Source organism: Glutamicibacter protophormiae (assembly GCF_014647495.1).
Lineage (GTDB): Bacteria > Actinomycetota > Actinomycetes > Actinomycetales > Micrococcaceae > Glutamicibacter > Glutamicibacter protophormiae.
Genome location: NZ_BMPH01000004.1, coordinates 148,116 through 166,452, shown reverse-complemented (window position 1 = coordinate 166,452; position 18,337 = coordinate 148,116). Strand labels below are relative to the sequence as shown.

Genomic DNA, 18,337 nt, shown 5'->3' with positions numbered 1-18,337 from the left:
AGAACGGATTCATCATCACACCGACAGAATGGTCTAGCGTTGCTCATTAGGAGCCGCTGATAACTCAGTAGTACTTATCGTAATCACTCGTGAAAATTTTCACAAAGTACGCCATTCTGTGCGTAACATGCAGGAATTCAAGGCGAATCGGGGCATCTGAGGGGTTAGTCTGATTAACGGGGATCTCCTGCCGAGGTCTCCATGCAAGCCACCAGCCCAATGAAATCGCAAAGGTGCCACACCCGTGTCTGACAACAAACCAATCGTACTTCTGGCCGAACAGCTCTCGCCTGCAACCGTCGCGGCGCTCGGTCCCGACTTTGAAATTCGTCAGACCGATGGAGCGGACCGCTCCCAGCTGCTCGAAGCCATCGCCGATGTCGATGCCATTCTCGTCCGCTCGGCTACTCAGGTTGATGCCGAAGCCATCGCAGCGGCAAAAAACCTGAAGGTCATTGCCCGCGCTGGAGTCGGACTGGACAACGTGGACATCAAGTCGGCCACCCAGGCCGGCGTCATGGTCGTGAACGCACCAACCTCGAACATCATCTCGGCCGCCGAACTCACTGTCGGCCACATCGTATCGCTGGCTCGCCGTATTCCGGCTGCAAATGCCTCGCTCAAGGGTGGAGCTTGGAAGCGTAGCTCGTTCACCGGTGTGGAATTGTTCGAGAAGAAGGCCGGAATCATCGGCCTTGGCCGCATCGGCGCACTGGTTGCCGCCCGACTGCAGGGCTTCGGGATGGACATCATTGCTTATGACCCGTATGTAACTCCAGCACGAGCCTCCCAGCTCGGCGTAACCCTGGTGACCCTTGACGAGCTTCTGGCGCAGGCGGACTTCATCACCATCCACATGCCGAAGACCCCTGAAACCTTGGGCATGCTCGGCAAGGATGCGTTCTCCAAGATGAAGAACACCGCTTACGTAGTCAACGTAGCCCGTGGTGGACTTGTTGACGAGGACGCGTTGTATGAAGCACTCAAGAACGAGGAAATTGCCGGTGCCGGCATTGACGTCTTCGTCAGCGAGCCAAGCACCGACCTGCCGTTCTTCGAATTCGACAACGTCACCGTCACCCCGCATCTGGGTGCATCTACCGACGAAGCTCAGGAAAAGGCCGGCGTATCGGTCGCCAAGTCGGTACGCCTGGCTCTGGCCGGCGAACTCGTGCCGGACGCTGTGAACGTCGCTGGCGGTGTGATCGACGAAAACGTCCGCCCTGGCATCCCGCTGATCGAGAAGCTCGGCCGTATCTTCAATGCGCTGACTACCGGATCGTTGACCAGCATCGATGTAGTTGTTGCTGGTGAAATCGCCGAGTTGGATGTCAAGGCTCTGGAACTGTCCGCACTCAAGGGTGTCTTCATGGATGTTGTCTCCGACCAGGTTTCCTACGTCAATGCTCCGGTTCTAGCAGAGCAGCGCGGCGTTGCAACTCGTCTCATCAAGACCACCGATTCGCCTGAATACCGCAACCAGCTGACTATCAAGGGTGCGAGCAACGAAGGTGCACAGCTGGCAGTAGCAGGAACTTTGACCGGTCCGAAGCAGATTGAAAAGCTCGTAGGCATAAATGGACACGAAATCGAGATCCCAATCTCGGACCACATGATTGTTGTCCGTTACTCTGACCGTCCTGGTGTTGTAGGTTCTTTGGGCAATGTGTTGGGCGAGCAAGGCATCAACATTGCCGGTATGCAGGTTTCACGCGACGAGAATCGTGCTGAAGCGCTAGCAGTGATTAACATCGACTCTGCACTACCACAAGGAGTGCTGGATATTGTCGGCGCTGCGATAGGAGCTAGTGTCGCGCGCGAGATTAATCTTGCCGAGTAGTATGTTCTGAGATTCGGCAAGGAAGAACTGCCAACAGCCGAAAGCACGATGCAGAACGCAATAAGCTAGAGCGGCAATTGCATGGGGTAGGATCAAATGGGCGCGGACCCCTGATCCTACCTTTTGCTGTTTTACAATAGGAAGTCAATAGTTTAAGATCCTGTAGAATAACACTGCACAGGAGTCCAACCGAATGACATATTCCACCTAGATAGACAACGGGAAGACAATTATGAGACTTAAATCCCTCCGAGAAGACACGGCGTTCAAAGAAATGGCGGCTGAGATCAGGACGCTTTCTAGAGGCAAAAAAGTTGTCTACGTGGCAAATGTTGGTAACTGGGGAGACGGCCTAATCCACAAGGGAAACGAACAATTCCTTCGCGCGAACAATGTGGATTACCTTCAGATGTCTAGAAGCACTGTAGAATCCATAGTCGATTCCGTATCTAAATTGGGATCACGGCTCGACGGTACAATTTTGATCGCAGGGGGAGGTGGATCGTGGTGTCAAAAATGGAATGGCAGTAGACGATTTGTGGAAAAAGTCCACCGAGCTTTCGATAATGTCGTAGTCTTGCCAACAACGTTTGAGCTTCCGCCATTAGAAAATGCTAATAATATTACGTACTTTAGACGTGATAATTTTCTTAGTAAACAGGAAAATCCAAATAGTAAATTCTGCCATGATACGGCTTTCTATTTAGAGATAAAGAAAGATTCCAACGATCCAGTGATTGAACGAGGGAATTTTTTCCGAGAAGATCGCGAAAAGAATCCGAATGCTCGAACCTATCCAGATAATTTAGACTTGAGCCTATTGGCGAATGATTCAAAGCCAATCACCCCATTCTTTCAAATCCTATCTAGCTACAAAAATATATTTACAGATAGAATGCACGTAGCAATCGCAGGAAGCCTTTTGGGAAGAAACGTAACTCTGTATCCGGGAAGCTATTCAAAGTCGGTTGACGTATTTAAAAGTTCTATAGAACCTAATTTCAATACGAGCAAACTAGGACAATGGTAGTGAAATCACAGAGTTTCCATATCGCCGAAATCTCGCCAGTCCTCCTACGCCCCAACGTGGGCGTATATCGAAAACCTCCACGGTCTAAGCGAAATCAGGAGAGTGACTACCTGGAACGTTTCGATCATCATACGCTTTTTTACGACTTATTTGAAGACTATAACGGTGTGGTATTTTCAGGGCCGCCACTTAGAAATCTTTTAGACATCATCAAAATCGCGAATATTGAACTTTATGGACAGGAAGTTCACCAGAAGGATGCGTTCGCCGACGGATGGAAAACGCAACGCTCGAAAGTAACGATTCCTGCAGAAGAGATTTATTATTCTAATGACAGCACCTTTAGAATTGACGTCGGCAAACTTTCAGTAAGAGGTAAAATCCAAAAAAATCATTCCGATGTTTTTAAAGATAGAAATGTTTTAGTAACACTATCAAAAAACAATGACTTAAAATGGATTGAAGACTGGGCAACATATTATGCGCGACAACACGGCATAGACGCGGTTCTATTCTACGATAATAATTCTTCAAAATATTCACCAAATGATATTCTTAATGTTTTCAAGAGCATAAAGGAAATAAAAAAGCCGTGGTTGTTCCTTGGAACTTCAAGTACGGACCTGGCTCGGGGCCAAACAAAGAATGGGATTCTAATTATTGTCAATATGGCGTACTCGAGCACGCTAAACGACGCTATCTCCGACAGTCCAATGTGGTCGTTAATGTTGATATAGATGAATTAGTAGTAAAAGAGAACGATATTTCTTTGGTTGACGGAGTACTAGCGTCAAAAGATGGCGCAATCAGGTTCTCTGGCTCGTGGGTTGAAACCGTGCAGATTGACAATCAAAGTGAGCGCCTTCCGCGCTTTACTGACTTTAAATACAAAGACATAAAAAAGAGTAAAAGCCTTGAAAAATGGGCAATCTCTCCAAAGCGAGTTGACGATAAATACCAGTGGCAAGTTCATGGGTTCGGCGGCGGTTTTGAGCCGGAGATCTCTCAAGACTTTGTTCATAGACATTATCTCGGAATTAATACGAATTGGAAATATAACAGAACTTCTATAGTTGACTATGATCCAGCGACACATGAGGTTGATCAAAAACTTGAAGCCGCTCTACAACAAGCCGGTTTCAAAAATCATTAGGAATTCAACTTTTTAGAATTCAAATAAAAAGTCTCAACCACACTCATATTAGATACTTTCCCTAATATGTATTCAAATAATAAAACTTCGTTGCTCCGCTTAGAATAAGGCGGCATAGATAGGAAATATTCATGTCTAATCTCCAGTCTTCCACCACATTGATATTAGGACGTCAACTGGAAAAGGGAAACCACTGGTGGCGAGCAGCAAGACTCTATGAAAAATTTATTCGGGATAACGGTAATGCGGATCCAAAAGTGAACTTGCGTCTGGCTGCTTGTCGGATGAGAACTAACAAGCCAGAGTTAGCTATAAATGTACTAGCTGATTTGATCACAGATGGGCACAAATCATCCGAAGCCTATATTGCACTTGGTGAGGCTCAAAGAGCCTCTGGGAAATTTAAAGAAGCCACACGATCTTTTGAGAAAGCACTCGAATATTGCAATAATTCTCAAAATATAAGGATTCTTCATGCAGAATCACTAATCCATGCTCGGGAACCAAAAACTGCTGTATCTTTCCTTGAAAATTTGAATACAGAGAATCCTGACTCTCCAGAGATTACAGATCTGCTGGCGCTAGCACTAAATAAATCGGAGCTGCGTTGGAGAGAGCTTGAGGTTTTAGAATCTCAGCAGCTCAGTCGGACTGGAGAATCACAGTGGAGTCTTAGAATTGCTCATGCTGCTTTTTACCTTCGCAAATTTGAACTTGCTGGCAGTAACTTTGAAATTTCGTACCGAAATTCGAACAAATCAGCACAAGATTCATGGATGCTCTACAACGCCGGCCTATCCTTTCAAAGGGCAGGCCAGGTGGAGAAATCCAATCTTTTATATCAAGAATTTCTTAGTTGCCAGAGTGGTAAGAAAAAGAAGTTCGGCATTGGAGCTTATCACGAGGAAAAGCAGCAGTGGGTATTTGCTCTCGAAGCTTATCGTAACTTCTTACCGCAGGAACTTGACAAGGGCGAGCTGCTCTACACTTGTGGTCGAGTTGCTGAAAAGCTGTACAACTGGAAACTTGCTCGAGAATTCTACGTACAGGCGCTATCTTACGAATTGAAGCTTGAGGATTGCCAGTATCGCCTTGGATACGTAAATGATCGTCTTGGAGATTATGAACTTGCTGCCGCTTCATATACCTTGTCGGCAGCATTTGGAAGTAATAATCAAGCGTTTCGTTGGTTTCGTGCGGGCTACTCTTTTGCCAAAGCGAAAGACTATGAATCGTCATGCGATGCTTACGTTCGTTCTTGCCTAGCCTATGGAACGCTAAACCGCGAAGAAGCGGCACTCGTCATTAATGAATCTGAACGCGATGAACTCGTTTTCAAAAGTCTGGCATTCTTCGATTTCATAACGCCGGGTTTACGACCAAATCCGGGCTCTTCTGAATCTACGCGTCTCGAATACCAGGCAGATGTTCTTCTACGTGCGGGAGAATTCGCTAGAGCCGCCGAATCTGTTGAGCATAGTCTTTTCCACCGAACCGGAACGAAATCGAGCCTATTCGCAAAAAAGGGTCTGGCCCTACTTGGTGATAGAAAATATAAAGATTCTTCTGATAGCTTTGCGCGCACAAGAAACTTCGCGCGGCCGAGTGGAGTCGACGAGCGTCCATACCTTAAAGGTCCTCAGACGAGACGACACATGATTTACAATGACTTTCGTGAATCTACCGAGATCTCGAACAATACAGTTTTGTTCGAATCAAGCCACGGATCTTCCATTCATTGCAATCCTCTTGCTATTTATAATACTTTAAAAAAAGATGTTGCCTATCAGGAATTGAAATTTGTCTGGGTTATAAATGACTTAAAGAATACGCCTCAAGAAATTCTGAGTTGCCCTCGGACTATGCTGGTAAAGCAGCATAGTGACGAATATCTTTATCACCTTGCCTGCGCAAAATATCTAGTGAATAATGCAACTTTCCCAACCTATTTTATTCGTAGAAGCGGTCAGCGTTATTTGAATACTTGGCATGGCACTCCGCTGAAACTTATGGGGAAACGTGTAAAAAATGCACATTTTGAACATTCCAACGTCGTACGAAATCTGTTGCACAGCACTCATCTGTTTTTACCTAACGAGCATACTGCAAATGCATTGATAAACGATCACGATATTGATGGACTACTGACGGCTGAAATTGTGATTGGTGGTAGTCCGCGAATCGACCATAGCATTTCAGCCTCTTCTTCTAAGATACAAGCAATTCGCCGACTGCTCGGTGTCTTCGACGATAGCAAAAAAATTGTGCTTTATGCGCCAACGTGGCGTGGGCAGCTTGGTAAACAGACTTTCGACAATGACGCTCTCGTTAAAACACTAGGCAAGCTCGTCGGTGACGGACATGAAGTAGTATTCCGAGCTCACCGTTTTGCCGAACGTGCAATTTCAGGTACGGACCTACCGGTTTCGGTTGTACCGCCAGAAATTGATACCAATGAACTACTGTCCGCAGTCGATGTACTCATTACAGACTATTCGAGTATTTTTTACGACTTTTTGCCTCTTCAGCGACCAATCATTTTCTATACTCCGGATTATGATGAGTACATTGAACAGCGGGGAGTGTATTTCAACCAGAATGAGTGGCCAGGTGAGATTTGCTGGAATGAAGATGAGTTGCTCGGTGCAGTAGATGATGCACTTCACTCGGGGCAGAAAGACTATTCCGAATTTTTTGACTTCATAAAATTCGAAGACGGAAATGCTAGCAAAAGAGCAATTGAGTGTTTCTTTGATCCGAATTATGAGCCTAATACAATGAGTTCTGAGAAAAAATCGATTCTCATTTATCAAGGCTCATTTATTCCCAACGGTATCACGACTTCTTTCGTTAATCTTGTAAATTCTATCGATACCGATAGCTACGATGTTTATGTTGCGATTGATGCGAAGCAGATTCCAGTCGACGGTGAGTCTCACCGGATACTAAAATCCGTTTCTGAACGTGTTAAGTTTATTGCCCGCATTGGAGGACAGGTATTAGGTCCTGAAGAGCGGTTAGTGAGTGATAGGTTTCATAAGGATTCAGGTTTGATTTCCGTAGAAGAAAATCAGATTTTTGCATCTGCTATGAAAAGAGAATTTTTGCGTGTATTTGGATATGCTAAATTCGATCATGTAATTAATTTTGAAGGTTACTCTCGCTTTTGGGCTTCGATTCTAGCAAATCCAATCAATCACGAAACAAATAAAGTCATTTATCTTCATAATGACATGGTAAGGGAACGTGATTCTCGGTTCCCAAGAATGCAGGGGCTGTTTTCGCTTTATGGTAGTTATGACCGACTAGTTTCTGTCAGCAAGTCAGTTCACGATGAAAATCAGAAGAAAATTTCGGAGGAGTTCCGTTTACCTGTAAAGAAATTTGTATATGCTGATAATTTGATTGATGTTCAGAATCCAATTGAACAGGCAAAGATCAGCGGATCTGATTTGTCATATTATTTTGATGACCTATCTGGTGCAGAGAATGTATTTGTCAACATGGCACGACTTTCGCCTGAAAAAGGACACAAGAAGCTGATCGATGCATTCGCAATTGTTAAAGCCAAGTATCCGCAATCACGCCTGCTCATTATCGGCGATGGTCCATTGCGCCAGAGCTTGGAAGCAAGAACAAAGCGACTAGGACTTAGCGCAGATATTGTTTTTACAGGTCAACTTAGCAATCCATTTTCGTTGGTCGCCCAATCGGATTGTTTCGTATTCTCATCAGAGTATGAAGGACAGGGTTTGGCCATGATCGAGTCACTGATTCTTGGTACGCCTGTTATTTCAACTGATGTTGTCGGTTCACGTAGTGTCGTTGAGAATGGCCTGGGTATGCTTGTTGAGAATACTATTGATGGCCTTGCCGCCGGAATGTGCAAATTCATAGAGGGTTGGGTGCCTCAAGTTGCATTCGATCCTGAATCATACTACAAAAATGCGTCATATCAGTTTAGGACTTCTGTACTTGGATTGGACGAGAAGTCGCCGAAATAAAATCACGTTAGACGCGGTTGAATTGGACTATATTTTATGGATCAGATGACGGTTAGAGGTTCACTGTGAGTTTTCAGCGCAATCCAGTTAAATACCTACGCAGTTTTGAACGACGGATTCGACGAGTTGCTCATGAGAACCGACTTTCAAAGTACTTTTATGCACCATTACGTAATAACTTTGTATTTTACGAGGCGTTTGATGGACTAGGCATCAACTGCAATCCGGCTGCAATCTTCGAATCGCTCATTGCGAACCGGGCTTATTCGCATCTGCACCATGTTTGGTCTATACGAGATGCGGATGTTTTGGCTTCGCTTATAGATAAGTTTGCAGATTTTGATAATATTTCTTTTGTAAAGTACCGTTCGATTACATATTTTGAGATGCTTTCAACTTGTAAGTATTTAATCAATAATTCCACCTTTCCTCACGAATTTGCTAAGCGAAATGATCAGGTTTATATTAATACCTGGCATGGTATTCCAGTAAAGAAGATGGGATATGAAGTTCCAAACGGGAGAAGCGACGCGAGAAATGTAGTCAGAAACTTTCTGTCGGCCGACTACATATTGTCAAGTGGAGCGTTTTTCTCCGAAGATATTTTGAGTACGTCTTTTAAGCTTTCCAATATCTACCAGGGAAAAATCCTAGAGGTGGGGCAACCTCGCGTCGCTCGTATGCTGGAATTGTCAGCCAGTAAGCAATTGACTATTCATCGTTTGGAAAAACAAGGAATTTTTACCGCTGGCAAGAAAGTAATTCTTTTTGCACCTACGTGGAAAGGCGCAAACGCTTATAATGTTCACTCAGATATTTCCGAAATAATTGATACGGTAACGAAAATACAATCTAATCTGGGTTCTTCTTACACCGTACTTGCTAAGGTACATCAATTAGCACTACGTACAGTGAATCCTCGAGAACTACCTGATTTTATCTTGCCGCGTGATATTGATACAAGTGAAATTCTCTCTATTACTGATCAGTTGATTACAGATTACTCTAGCATATTTGTTGATTATTTGGCTTTGGATCGTCCGGTTCATTTTATTTTTTCTGACTATGAATCTTACGCCGAAGACCGTGGCTTGTATTTTAGTGTTGATGATCTTCCTGGGAGCGTCAATTATGACGTGCTTAGCGTGACTGATTCTATATTAAAGTCGTCCATGCATGATTCTTATTCGGCGGCGCGTATTTCTTGGAAGCGTCGTTATGCTTTAGAAGATACTTCTGATTCTACTAAAAACGCCATTAGTATTATTTTTGGTAAACAGAAATCTGAAAAAATCCTGGAACTTGGCCATGATAAAAAGCGCCTTCTAATTCATGCTGGCTCATTGATTCCTAATGGGATTACTACTGCTGTCATTAATCTCATTTCACGAATCAATTACGATGAATATGATGTAACAGTAATCTTTCCCTATTCTTCGAAGTCTTTTCAGACTAAAAAAAGCATGGAACTGGATGAAAGGGCACGGCTTATGCCTCGTGTCGGAAACGTATCCATGCGATGGTTCCAACGTCGCGCATATTGGGCATACACCAAGGGCGGTGGGCTGCGAACAAATTCTAAGTATCGGGATTCTATTAAACCCATATTTTCTCGTGAGTGGCGTAGGTGTTTTGGTGATTCCGATTTTGATATTGTGATCGGATTTGACGGGTACCAAGTGTTTTGGGGAGAGTTGCTGCTTCGATCCAACGCGAAGCGAAAGTACCTTTGGGCGCATAATGATCTACTGCTCGATGCGCATCGGACGATCGGATCAAAGAAGCCGCACTTTAAGAATCTGATGTCTGTTTTTCCGATGTATGGCCGCTTTACAAAGATCGTATCTGTAACTGAGGAGTTAGCCCGAATTAATAGCAATAAATTGGGTAGGTATGCCGACCCAAGTAGGTTTACCCACGTACGTAATTTTGTGGATGGTGAGAGAATACTGTCACTCGCAGGGGAACATATAAGGTCTGCAACACGACAACGCGGACCGAATTTTGTTACTGTTGGACGACTTTCGCCGGAGAAGAACCAAGCACGAATTATTCGTAGTTTTGCGCGAGTCAACGAAAGATATCGCGAATCAACTTTGACAATCGTTGGCGATGGACCTTTGATGAGTGAATTGGTTCGACTCGTTGCCGAATTGGATATTTCTGAAAGCGTAGAATTTGTTGGTCTTCAGGAGAATCCCTTCCCATTTGTCCGAAATTCTGATTGCTTTCTTTTCGCTAGCGAGTATGAGGGTCAAGGTCTCGCAATTTTGGAGGCTCTGGTTCTTAAAGTTCCTGTAATCACTACTAGATTCAATGTTGTTGAAGATGTTTTGGGTCCGCGTGATGGTATTGTCGTTGATTCCACAGATTCTGATCTCACGGCCGCATTATTTGATTTTTGTGAGAAGGGTTTACCTGTTCCTTCATTTGATTTTGTTAAATATAACGTCGAAGTCTCATCTGAATTGGATCAGCTGCTTCATATTCAATAATTGAGTAATACGTTCTCACCGTAGTATCTTGCGTCTTTTTATAGTGGTGTTATTGCAACGTGAACTCTCGGTCTTGTGCAGCCATTGTCTGACTCTAGTGCTTGAATACTGAACAGTCCGAACCCAACGCTTCCACCGCCAGAGCGCAGACCGTCGCCCAAGCCCCGGTCGAGAGTCGAAGCTTGGCAAGGCTTGGAATGCTGATTTCGATTCCAGGCTAGCGTGTTTGGCAGAGGTATTTGGTAGCACCTGTGCGCGTATTGTTTAGCAGAAGCATTTGGTAGCACCTGTGTATCGAAGTGGTGTGAAATCTCGGGACTTCGTAGACACTGAATCTCATGGCTTCGTGGACAACCGATCTCATGACTTTGTACACAGCTGCCGGCGGTTCCCATTCGGGAGCCGCCGGCAATGGCTGACTACCGGTAATCAAAGACCTCTGGCATGTCTTCTTCCCGCGCTTCGTACTGGGCCTGGTATTCGGCGGCCTTCCGGCTCCACTGCTTGGTTGGGTGCGCCAGGTGAATTCCTCTGATCGAGTACGAGGCCACAAACCGCTGATGAACACGCAATGCCACCAGGGGCAACGGGAAGCTCAACACGACTTCTGCGGTATCGGGATCCGACAAGATGAATTCATTATCGGTGATGGTTCTCAGGAACTGTCGGTCGGCATAGGTCTGCGGCAGCGAGATCTGCTTGCCCCGATAATACGCTTGGCAGTTGTCTTTATTGACCCGAACCAGTAACTGATGGCTTTCCCGATCCATGGCAGGCTCGTGCTGCTCCGTGAGCTTGTCCAAGATGTCCCCGGTTTTCGAAACGACAAGGTCAGCGCGATTCACCGCCGAGCTGCCCACGCGGCGCTTCATCAGGTACTCAGCCGCCTTGGCTTCCAGCACCACCATCGGTATCGGCTCGGTGGCCGGTGTGTGCTCCAGCAGCTCCCAAGCCTTCTGCGGGCTTGCCTGATTGCCAAATAGCATCAGCGGGTAGTGCCGTTCCGACGACCTGGTAGTGCCGTTCTGGATACATGGTGTGTAATCTCGCAACATCGTGGACACTGAATCTCATGGCTTCGTGGACAACCGATCTCACGACTTCGTACACAACTACCGGCAGCCCCTTCTTTGGAGAAGCTGCCGGTAGTTATCGCGTTGTTTATTGATAGTCGAAGACCTCAGGCATCTGCTGCTGGCGTGTTTCATACTGCTCCAGATATTCGTCGGCCTTCTTCTGCCATTGGGCCGTCGGGTTCGCTAGCTGCACGCCTTTGATCGAATAGGACGCCACGTACTTTCCGTGAACCTTGAGCGCAATCATGGGCAACGGGAAACTGAAGGCAACTTCCGCTGTTTCCGGGTCAGAAAGAATAAATTCCGTCTCAGAGATGGTCCGAACGAATCGGCGGTCGGCAAAGGTGCTTGGCAAGGAGAGGTGATAGCCCTTGTAGTACGTCTGTCGGTTATCGCGCGTGACATCCACCAGCATCTGGTTGCCTTGCAGTTCCTGACGTTGCGGTTCCAAGGGTGAGGCCAGTTCCACCTCTCTTCCTGACTTGGACACCACGACGTCGGCACGGTTCACCGCCGAGCGCCCGAGCCGTCGTTTCTGCAGGTATTCTGCGGCTTTTGCTTCCAGCACCACCAGTGGAATCGGTGCTGTTGCCGGGGTATGTTCCAGCAGGTCCCATGCTGTTTGCGGCGTCGACTGGTTGAGAGCTTGATGAGGGCGGCGCTGATTGTAGTGTTCGCGATAGCGATGAATGAGTTTGCGTACGTCGGATAGCTCTTGTGGTTTGTTCGCTGTCAGGAACCGCTGCAATGTTTGATGGGATCGTTCGTTCTTGCCTTGCGTGGTCGGCCGTCCTGGAAGGCCCGTGATGGGCATGGTCCCTTGGGAGGCAAGATAGATCTCCACGGCACCAATGGCTCCGCTACGCAGCTGGTTGAACGCTTTGAAATTGTCGCTGAGCACTTCGCGTGGTGCCCCGTATGCGCCGATTGCCTGGGCGAGCACGTGATGGGCATCGCCACTGTTCTCGTGGCGTTGGTATGCGCTGGAGCCCACGTCGTACCGGGTCGCGTCGTCAATGAGCTGATAGACGGTGACCAGTCGGTTGGCTGTTGTTCTGAATTCGAAAGCATCCAACTGCCACAGTGCCATGGCGGTGGACCGGACAAACGGAACATAGGACGCTTTGGGACGTTTGCGAGGGTTGCGATCAACATGGCCCACGCTGGCCAGCAGCCTGGCGATCGTGGCCACGGACGGGACGGGACCTTCCGGGAAGTCCGGGCGGATGGTGGCTTCGTAGTGGATGGTTTTCGGTCCGAAGTCCCATCCATCCGTCTTCAACTGTTTGCGAATCTTCACCAGTTCGTTGACGATCTCCGGGCCATAGCGGCGGGCTGGTTGCTTCGGTGCTCGGGAGCGTGGGTGCAGGGTTCCGGCTGCTTCATGGGCGGCACGTTCGCGGATGCGGTAGTAGATGCTGCGGGAGATTTTCTGGGTTTTGCAAAATTCACTGACGGTCAAAGCCTCTGGCTGAGTTGGGTCGAATTTGATGATGATCGCTCGGACGCGTGGAGAAAGGATTTTGGCCATGTCCTCGACGTTGCCAGAAAAAGGGTGTCTGAAGTGTCTACGAAGAGTTGAGACATCGTGTCCACGATCTTATGAGATCGTGTGTCCACAAAGTGATGAGACAGGACATACGAAGTCGTGAGATCGGTTGTCCACGAAGCCATGAGATTCAGTGTCCACGATGTTGCGAGATTACACACCAGGTCGCCGGAACATCACTACCAAGAGACCCTATTTCGCACCTGATTCAAGGACTGATGTGGGCGGCGCTGGTTGTAATGCTCACGGTAACGACGGAGCAACCTCTGCACGTCAGCAAGATTTTGGGGTTTGTTGGCTTTGAGGAACCGTTGAAGGGTCTGGTGCGAGCGTTCATTCTTGCCCTGAGTCGTCGGCCTGCCCGGTAGTCCTGTGATCGGCATGCTTCCTTGAGAAGCTAGATAGGCCTCAACGATGCCGATGGTTCCACCGCGAAGCTGGTTGAACGCCTTGGAATTATCGCTGAGGACTTCCTTGGGAGGGCCGTATTCATTGATGGCGTGGGTGAGCACCTGTTGCGCATCGCCGCTGTTCTCGTGCCGTGCGTACGCGCTGGAACCCACATCGAATCGCGTCGCATCATCGATGAGCTGGTAGACGGTCACCACCTGATCGGAGAGTGTTCTGAACTCGAATGCGTCGAGTTGCCACAGTGCCATGGCGGTGGAGCGTACGAAGGGGACGTAGGAGGATTTAGGGCGCTTGCGCGGGCTGCGTTCAACATGACCGACACTGGACAGCAACCTGGCAATGGTCGCCACGGACGGGATCTGTCCGCCAGGAAAATCATCCTGGATAGTTGCTTCGTAGTGGATGGTTTTCGGTCCGTAGTCCCAACCGTCTTTTTTGAGTTCTTTGCGGATCCTGACCAGTTCGTTGATCACTTCGGGACCGTAGCGTCTGGAAGGTTGCCTTGGGGCTCTGGAGCGCGGGTGGAGCGCGCCGGCTGATTCTTGGGTGGCACGTTCGCTGATGCGGTAGAAGATGCTTCGCGAGATTTTCTGGGTCTTGCAGAATTCGCTGATGGTCAGGGCCTCGGGCTGTGTCGGGTCGAAGCTGATGATCATCGCGCGCAGGCGTGGAGGAAGTGCGTTAGGCATGCAATTGAGCGTGCCAGAAAGTCCAGTTGTAAATGTCCACGAAGAGGTAAGACATCGTGTCCACGATGTGATGAGATCGTGTGTCCACAAAGTGATGAGACAGGACACACAAAGTATTGAGATCCACTGTCTACGAAGCCATGAGATTCAGTGTCTACGAAGTCCCGAGATTTCACATCCGATACGCGCACAGGTGCTACCAAATACCTCTGCTAAACACCGCGAGTCCGGCCAGTCACACAAAGTATTGAGATCCAATGTCCATGAAGTGATGAGTTTCAGTGTCTATGATGTTGCGAGATTACACACCATATTCGCGGAACAGCGGTACCCAGTTGCAAGAGCAGGAGTACCTTCAAGCGCTATTCTGCAGGCTGGCTACCAAGACACCGCGATGCTTTGGACCAGGGCGTATTTTCTGCGGCAAGCCAGCAAGATCGTCCCCGGGACCGTTGAAGCGATCACCCGGTTTCTGGACCAGAAGGAGATCGAAGCGCAGGGCTTTCGTTCCTGCGTGAATATCTTCACCTTGGGCAAAGGCATGAACCGCATCTTAATGGAACGGACCTGCCAAGAATTCTGCGCCTCCGCACTACGCTTAATTGTTTGAGAGCCGGCGTAGAGCTGATTAGACACTAACCACTAGCGGATAAGTCAACTTTGAGGGGCTGTACCGTACGATCAAACTATGCCAAGCCAAACTGCAATTTTTATAGATGCCGGATTTTTACTGTCACTTGGTGGGCATCGCGCCGCTGGAACGACATTGCGATCCGCGTTTACGACCCATTACGAATCGTTGGTGCGGGGGATCGTCCAAACCGTTAAGAAGGACTCTGGCCTGAGTAACCTACGGGTTTACTGGTATGACGCTTCGAAAGATGGACTGTTTACTGAGCAGCACAAACGTATTGGGCTGATTTCAGGGGTAAAAGTTCGCTTAGGCCGTATTTCCTATAATGGCGAACAGAAAGGTGTGGATCTGAGACTCGCCTTGGACCTAGTCGGTGTCGCACGTACTCGTGCAGCATCAGTTGCGTACCTGGTCTCAGGAGATGACGACTTGGCAGAGGCCGTCGAAGAAGCTCAGGATCTTGGAATGAGGGTAGTGCTCCTAGGGGTTGCTAAGCCAGAAAGCCGATTGGGCGTGGCCTCTGTCGCTGAACACTTGGCGCTCACAGCTGATGCCATTGAGACGATCCCAGACCAGCTCTTGGATTCTGCGTTCACCCGAGTGATTGAGTGGGACCAGAACCATTCTGAAAAATCGGCGCTCATTGCCAAAGCAGGCGCAAATCCAGACGATAGCAACACAATCGACAGGCCGTCAGTTCCCACACCGGCCGTGATGGCGCAAAAAGTTGGCCCGTTTAATTCCGTGGAACCATTGCCCGATGCGGAAATTGTTTATTCCAGCGGCTCCAGTCGCCAAGGGTTTCAGGGCAGTGCAGCGTACGAGCAGAAAGAGCTTGCCGTTGCCGAGGAAATCGGAGGCAAGGTTGCCGAATCATGGCTGGCACTCACCACCCAAGCAGAAGTACTTGAACTCCTTGCAGATAAGCCTCAGCTGCCTCTGGAAATTGATAGAACATTGCTGAAAGATTGTGCGCAAGTGCTAGGGGAGTGGAAGACCGACCAACAGAAGATTCGGCGGGCACTCCGTGGAGCATTCTGGGACTACCTTGATCGGCTGATGTGACATTCGCGGAGCTTTACGGAAACCACTTTCCCGGCGGGACTAAGGTAAATTTAGATCGTGACTTCTCAGCAGAAACCCTTTTACGCGACAACTGCAATCTCCTATCCGAACGGCACTCCCCATATTGGGCATGCCTATGAAGTAGTGGCAACCGACACGTTGGCACGCTTCAAGCGTTTGGATGGCTTCGACGTCTTTTTCATGACTGGTACCGATGAGCATGGCCAGAAGATGATGCAGACCGCGGAAAAGGAAGGGATCACCCCTGCCCAGCTTGCGCAACGAAATTCGGATGCCTTCCAGACAATGAATGACGAGCTCGGAACGAGCTATGACCGTTTTATTCGTACCTCAGATGCAGATCATCACGCAGCTGCGCAGGAGCTGTGGCGCCGCATGGAGGCCAACGGAGATATCTACCTGGACAAGTATGCAGGTTGGTACTCGGTGCGGGATGAGGCGTTCTACACCGAAGAGCAGACCGACGTGCGAGAAGACGGAATTCGATATGCTACGGAAACCGACACTGAGGTTACCTGGACCGAAGAAGAATCATATTTCTTCCGACTGTCCAAGTATCAGGACAAGCTCTTGGCTTACTATGAGGAGAATCCCGACTTCGGTGCACCACGCTCCCGGTTCAATGAAGTTGTTCGTTTCGTTGAAGGTGGACTAACCGATCTTTCGATTTCGCGCACCACTTTCGACTGGGGAATTCCGGTGCCGGGCAACGAAAAGCACGTCATGTACGTATGGGTCGATGCCCTGACGAACTACTTGACCGGTGTTGGATTCCCGGACGTTGAGTCGGCATCCTTCCAGAAATACTGGCCAGCGGACGTCCACGTGATTGGCAAAGACATTTCGCGATTCCACGCGATCTACTGGCCGGCGTTCCTGATGTCCGCGAAACTGCCGGTTCCCAAACGAGTCATGATTCACGGCTTCCTGCATAACAACGGTGTGAAGATGTCGAAGTCGTTGGGCAACACGGTTTCCCCTGACGATTTTGTCACCCGGTATGGCTTGGACCAGGTTCGGTACTTCTTCTTGCGTGAAGTACCTTTTGGCGCCGACGGAAACTACAACCACGAGACCATCGTGGCGCGTATCAATGGCGACCTGGCAAACAACTTCGGCAATCTTGCACAGCGTTCGCTGTCGATGGTAGCCAAGAACTGCGGGGGATTGGTGCCGACGCCCGGTGAATTGTTGGCAGCCGATACCCAAATTCTGGGAGCCGCCGCGAACCTGTTGGAGATCAACCGGGATGCATACGACCGCCAAGAATTCAGCAGAGCTTTGGAAGCCGTGTGGCATGTTCTCGGAGATACCAATGCGTACTTCGCGGAGCAAGAACCTTGGAAGCTGAAGAAGATGGATCCTGCTCGCATGGAGACCGTCCTCTACGTGACGATAGAGATTGTCCGCCAGGTCGCTATCCTGCTTCAGCCAGTGCTTCCCCAAGCCATGACCTCACTGCTCAACGTCCTTGCGGTGGGCGAAGGGTCGGCACGCAATTTCGAAAACTATGGAACAGCACTGGTTCCCGGAACCGAGCTTCCAGCGCCGGCCCCGGTGTTTCCTCGCTATGAGGAAGAAAAATAGTCTTCGCTCGTTGAGTTGAAACGGCCGTGGCGCTATTCCGATTGATAGATCGGAATAGCGCCACGGCCGATTTCCGCTTCGTGCCGATTTACGGGCTGACTACTCCGGTCTGATAGGCGATGACGACTGCCTGTACACGATCTCGTGCACCCAGTTTGGCCAGAATATGGCCGACGTGAGTTTTGACTGTGGCTTCCGATAGGAAGAGACCTTCGGCGATTTCTGGATTCGACTGTCCTTCAGCGATGAGTCCGAAGACCTCACGTTCGCGTGGGGTCAGGGACTCCACCGCCGACATCAGCGAGTTGTCGGCCTGCGCTACGGACCTCTTCAGGATGGGGGCCATGTGATTCAGCAATCGCCGCGTCGTCGATGGCGCAATGACAGCATCTCCCCGGTTGACCGTGCGGACGGATTCAAGCAGCTCCTCCGGCGGCGCATCCTTGAGAAGAAAACCGCTGGCCCCTGCTTGGATGGCGCTCAGCGCGTACTCGTCCATGTCGAAAGTCGTCAGAACGATGACCTTGGGCCCATCCGCGGCTTTCTTGGCTGGGTCCAGCAGGCGCTCGGTGGTCTGTATCCCATCCATTTCCGGCATGCGCACATCCATCAGGATGACATCTGCTTGCTGTAGTGAGGGTGTTGCCAGCGCTTCGCGTCCGTTGCCGGCTTCGGCGATGACTTCCATATCGGGCTGCGAATTAATCAACATTCGGAAACCGCTGCGAACCAGCAACTGGTCGTCAACAAGTGCGACCTTGATTATGTTGCCTGATGCCATTG

The 18,337-nt window shown here is 48.9% G+C and carries 11 protein-coding genes and 2 pseudogenes; 9 read left to right on the top strand and 4 right to left on the bottom strand.

Features of this window, described 5'->3' with window-relative positions; genetic code table 11:
• The first annotated feature begins 244 nt into the window (after positions 1 to 244).
• The 6 genes from serA to IEY43_RS06920 all read left to right on the top strand — a co-directional run bounded on the left by serA (position 245) and on the right by IEY43_RS06920 (position 10,522).
• Positions 245 to 1,840 (top strand): phosphoglycerate dehydrogenase, encoded by a 1,596-nt coding sequence (gene serA / locus IEY43_RS06945; protein ID WP_188947880.1) that lies wholly within the window; start codon positions 245 to 247, stop codon positions 1,838 to 1,840.
• Between the two features lie 232 nt (positions 1,841 to 2,072).
• Positions 2,073 to 2,870, top strand: coding sequence for a glycosyltransferase family protein (locus tag IEY43_RS06940; protein ID WP_188947879.1), 798 nt, complete (start codon positions 2,073 to 2,075; stop codon positions 2,868 to 2,870).
• The gene (locus IEY43_RS06935; protein ID WP_188947878.1) at positions 2,870 to 3,607 is read left to right on the top strand and encodes a hypothetical protein; all 738 of its coding nucleotides are present in this window, start codon (positions 2,870 to 2,872) and stop codon (positions 3,605 to 3,607) included. Before IEY43_RS06940 ends, IEY43_RS06935 begins: the two co-directional genes overlap by 1 nt.
• The gene (locus tag IEY43_RS06930; protein WP_188947877.1) at positions 3,586 to 4,023 is read left to right on the top strand and encodes a hypothetical protein; all 438 of its coding nucleotides are present in this window, start codon (positions 3,586 to 3,588) and stop codon (positions 4,021 to 4,023) included. The genes IEY43_RS06935 and IEY43_RS06930 overlap by 22 nt, the downstream gene beginning before the upstream one ends.
• A gap of 131 nt (positions 4,024 to 4,154) precedes the next feature.
• Positions 4,155 to 8,027, top strand: a complete 3,873-nt coding sequence (locus IEY43_RS06925; RefSeq protein ID WP_188947876.1) for a CDP-glycerol glycerophosphotransferase family protein — start codon at positions 4,155 to 4,157, stop codon at positions 8,025 to 8,027.
• Between the two features lie 65 nt (positions 8,028 to 8,092).
• The gene (locus IEY43_RS06920; protein ID WP_188947875.1) at positions 8,093 to 10,522 is read left to right on the top strand and encodes a glycosyltransferase; all 2,430 of its coding nucleotides are present in this window, start codon (positions 8,093 to 8,095) and stop codon (positions 10,520 to 10,522) included.
• Positions 10,523 to 10,941: 419 nt separating this feature from the next.
• Here the strand turns inward: IEY43_RS06920 and IEY43_RS06915 are convergent.
• The 3 genes and pseudogenes from IEY43_RS06915 to IEY43_RS06905 form a co-directional block, all read right to left on the bottom strand.
• Positions 10,942 to 11,496: pseudogene (locus IEY43_RS06915) on the bottom strand (IS481-like element ISAar27 family transposase); the annotation flags it as partial.
• Positions 11,497 to 11,683: 187 nt separating this feature from the next.
• Positions 11,684 to 13,129 (bottom strand): integrase core domain-containing protein, encoded by a 1,446-nt coding sequence (locus IEY43_RS06910; protein WP_188947874.1) that lies wholly within the window; start codon positions 13,127 to 13,129, stop codon positions 11,684 to 11,686.
• 200 nt (positions 13,130 to 13,329) lie between these two features.
• Positions 13,330 to 14,247 (bottom strand): annotated as a pseudogene (locus IEY43_RS06905) (integrase core domain-containing protein); the annotation flags it as partial.
• Positions 14,248 to 14,518: 271 nt separating this feature from the next.
• On the opposite strand from IEY43_RS06905, the gene IEY43_RS06900 reads away from it, so the two are divergent.
• The 3 genes from IEY43_RS06900 (at position 14,519) to metG (ending at position 17,554) form a co-directional block, all read left to right on the top strand.
• Positions 14,519 to 14,857 carry a hypothetical protein gene (locus IEY43_RS06900; protein ID WP_188947873.1) on the top strand — a complete coding sequence of 113 codons (339 nt, stop codon included), beginning with the start codon at positions 14,519 to 14,521 and terminating at the stop codon, positions 14,855 to 14,857.
• A 78-nt stretch (positions 14,858 to 14,935) separates the two neighbouring features.
• Positions 14,936 to 15,946 (top strand): NYN domain-containing protein, encoded by a 1,011-nt coding sequence (locus tag IEY43_RS06895; protein ID WP_188947872.1) that lies wholly within the window; start codon positions 14,936 to 14,938, stop codon positions 15,944 to 15,946.
• Positions 15,947 to 16,003: 57 nt separating this feature from the next.
• On the top strand, positions 16,004 to 17,554 hold the full coding sequence (gene metG, locus IEY43_RS06890; protein ID WP_188947871.1) for a methionine--tRNA ligase: 1,551 nt from the start codon (positions 16,004 to 16,006) through the stop codon (positions 17,552 to 17,554).
• A gap of 88 nt (positions 17,555 to 17,642) precedes the next feature.
• On the opposite strand, the gene IEY43_RS06885 is transcribed toward metG, so the two are convergent.
• Complete coding sequence (locus IEY43_RS06885) at positions 17,643 to 18,335, bottom strand: response regulator (protein ID WP_188947870.1); 693 nt, start codon at positions 18,333 to 18,335, stop codon at positions 17,643 to 17,645.
• Between the last annotated feature and the right edge of the window lie 2 nt (positions 18,336 to 18,337).

Excerpts from the sequence above, each read along its gene's own strand:
- IEY43_RS06910 (WP_188947874.1), bottom strand. The coding sequence starts at position 13,129 with ATGGCCAAAATCCTTTCTCCACGCGTCCGAGCGATCATCATCAAATTC.
- IEY43_RS06940 (WP_188947879.1), top strand. The coding sequence starts at position 2,073 with ATGAGACTTAAATCCCTCCGAGAAGACACGGCGTTCAAAGAAATGGCG.
- IEY43_RS06895 (WP_188947872.1), top strand. The coding sequence starts at position 14,936 with ATGCCAAGCCAAACTGCAATTTTTATAGATGCCGGATTTTTACTGTCA.
- IEY43_RS06900 (WP_188947873.1), top strand. The coding sequence starts at position 14,519 with ATGAGTTTCAGTGTCTATGATGTTGCGAGATTACACACCATATTCGCG.
- IEY43_RS06925 (WP_188947876.1), top strand. The coding sequence starts at position 4,155 with ATGTCTAATCTCCAGTCTTCCACCACATTGATATTAGGACGTCAACTG.
- IEY43_RS06885 (WP_188947870.1), bottom strand. The coding sequence starts at position 18,335 with ATGGCATCAGGCAACATAATCAAGGTCGCACTTGTTGACGACCAGTTG.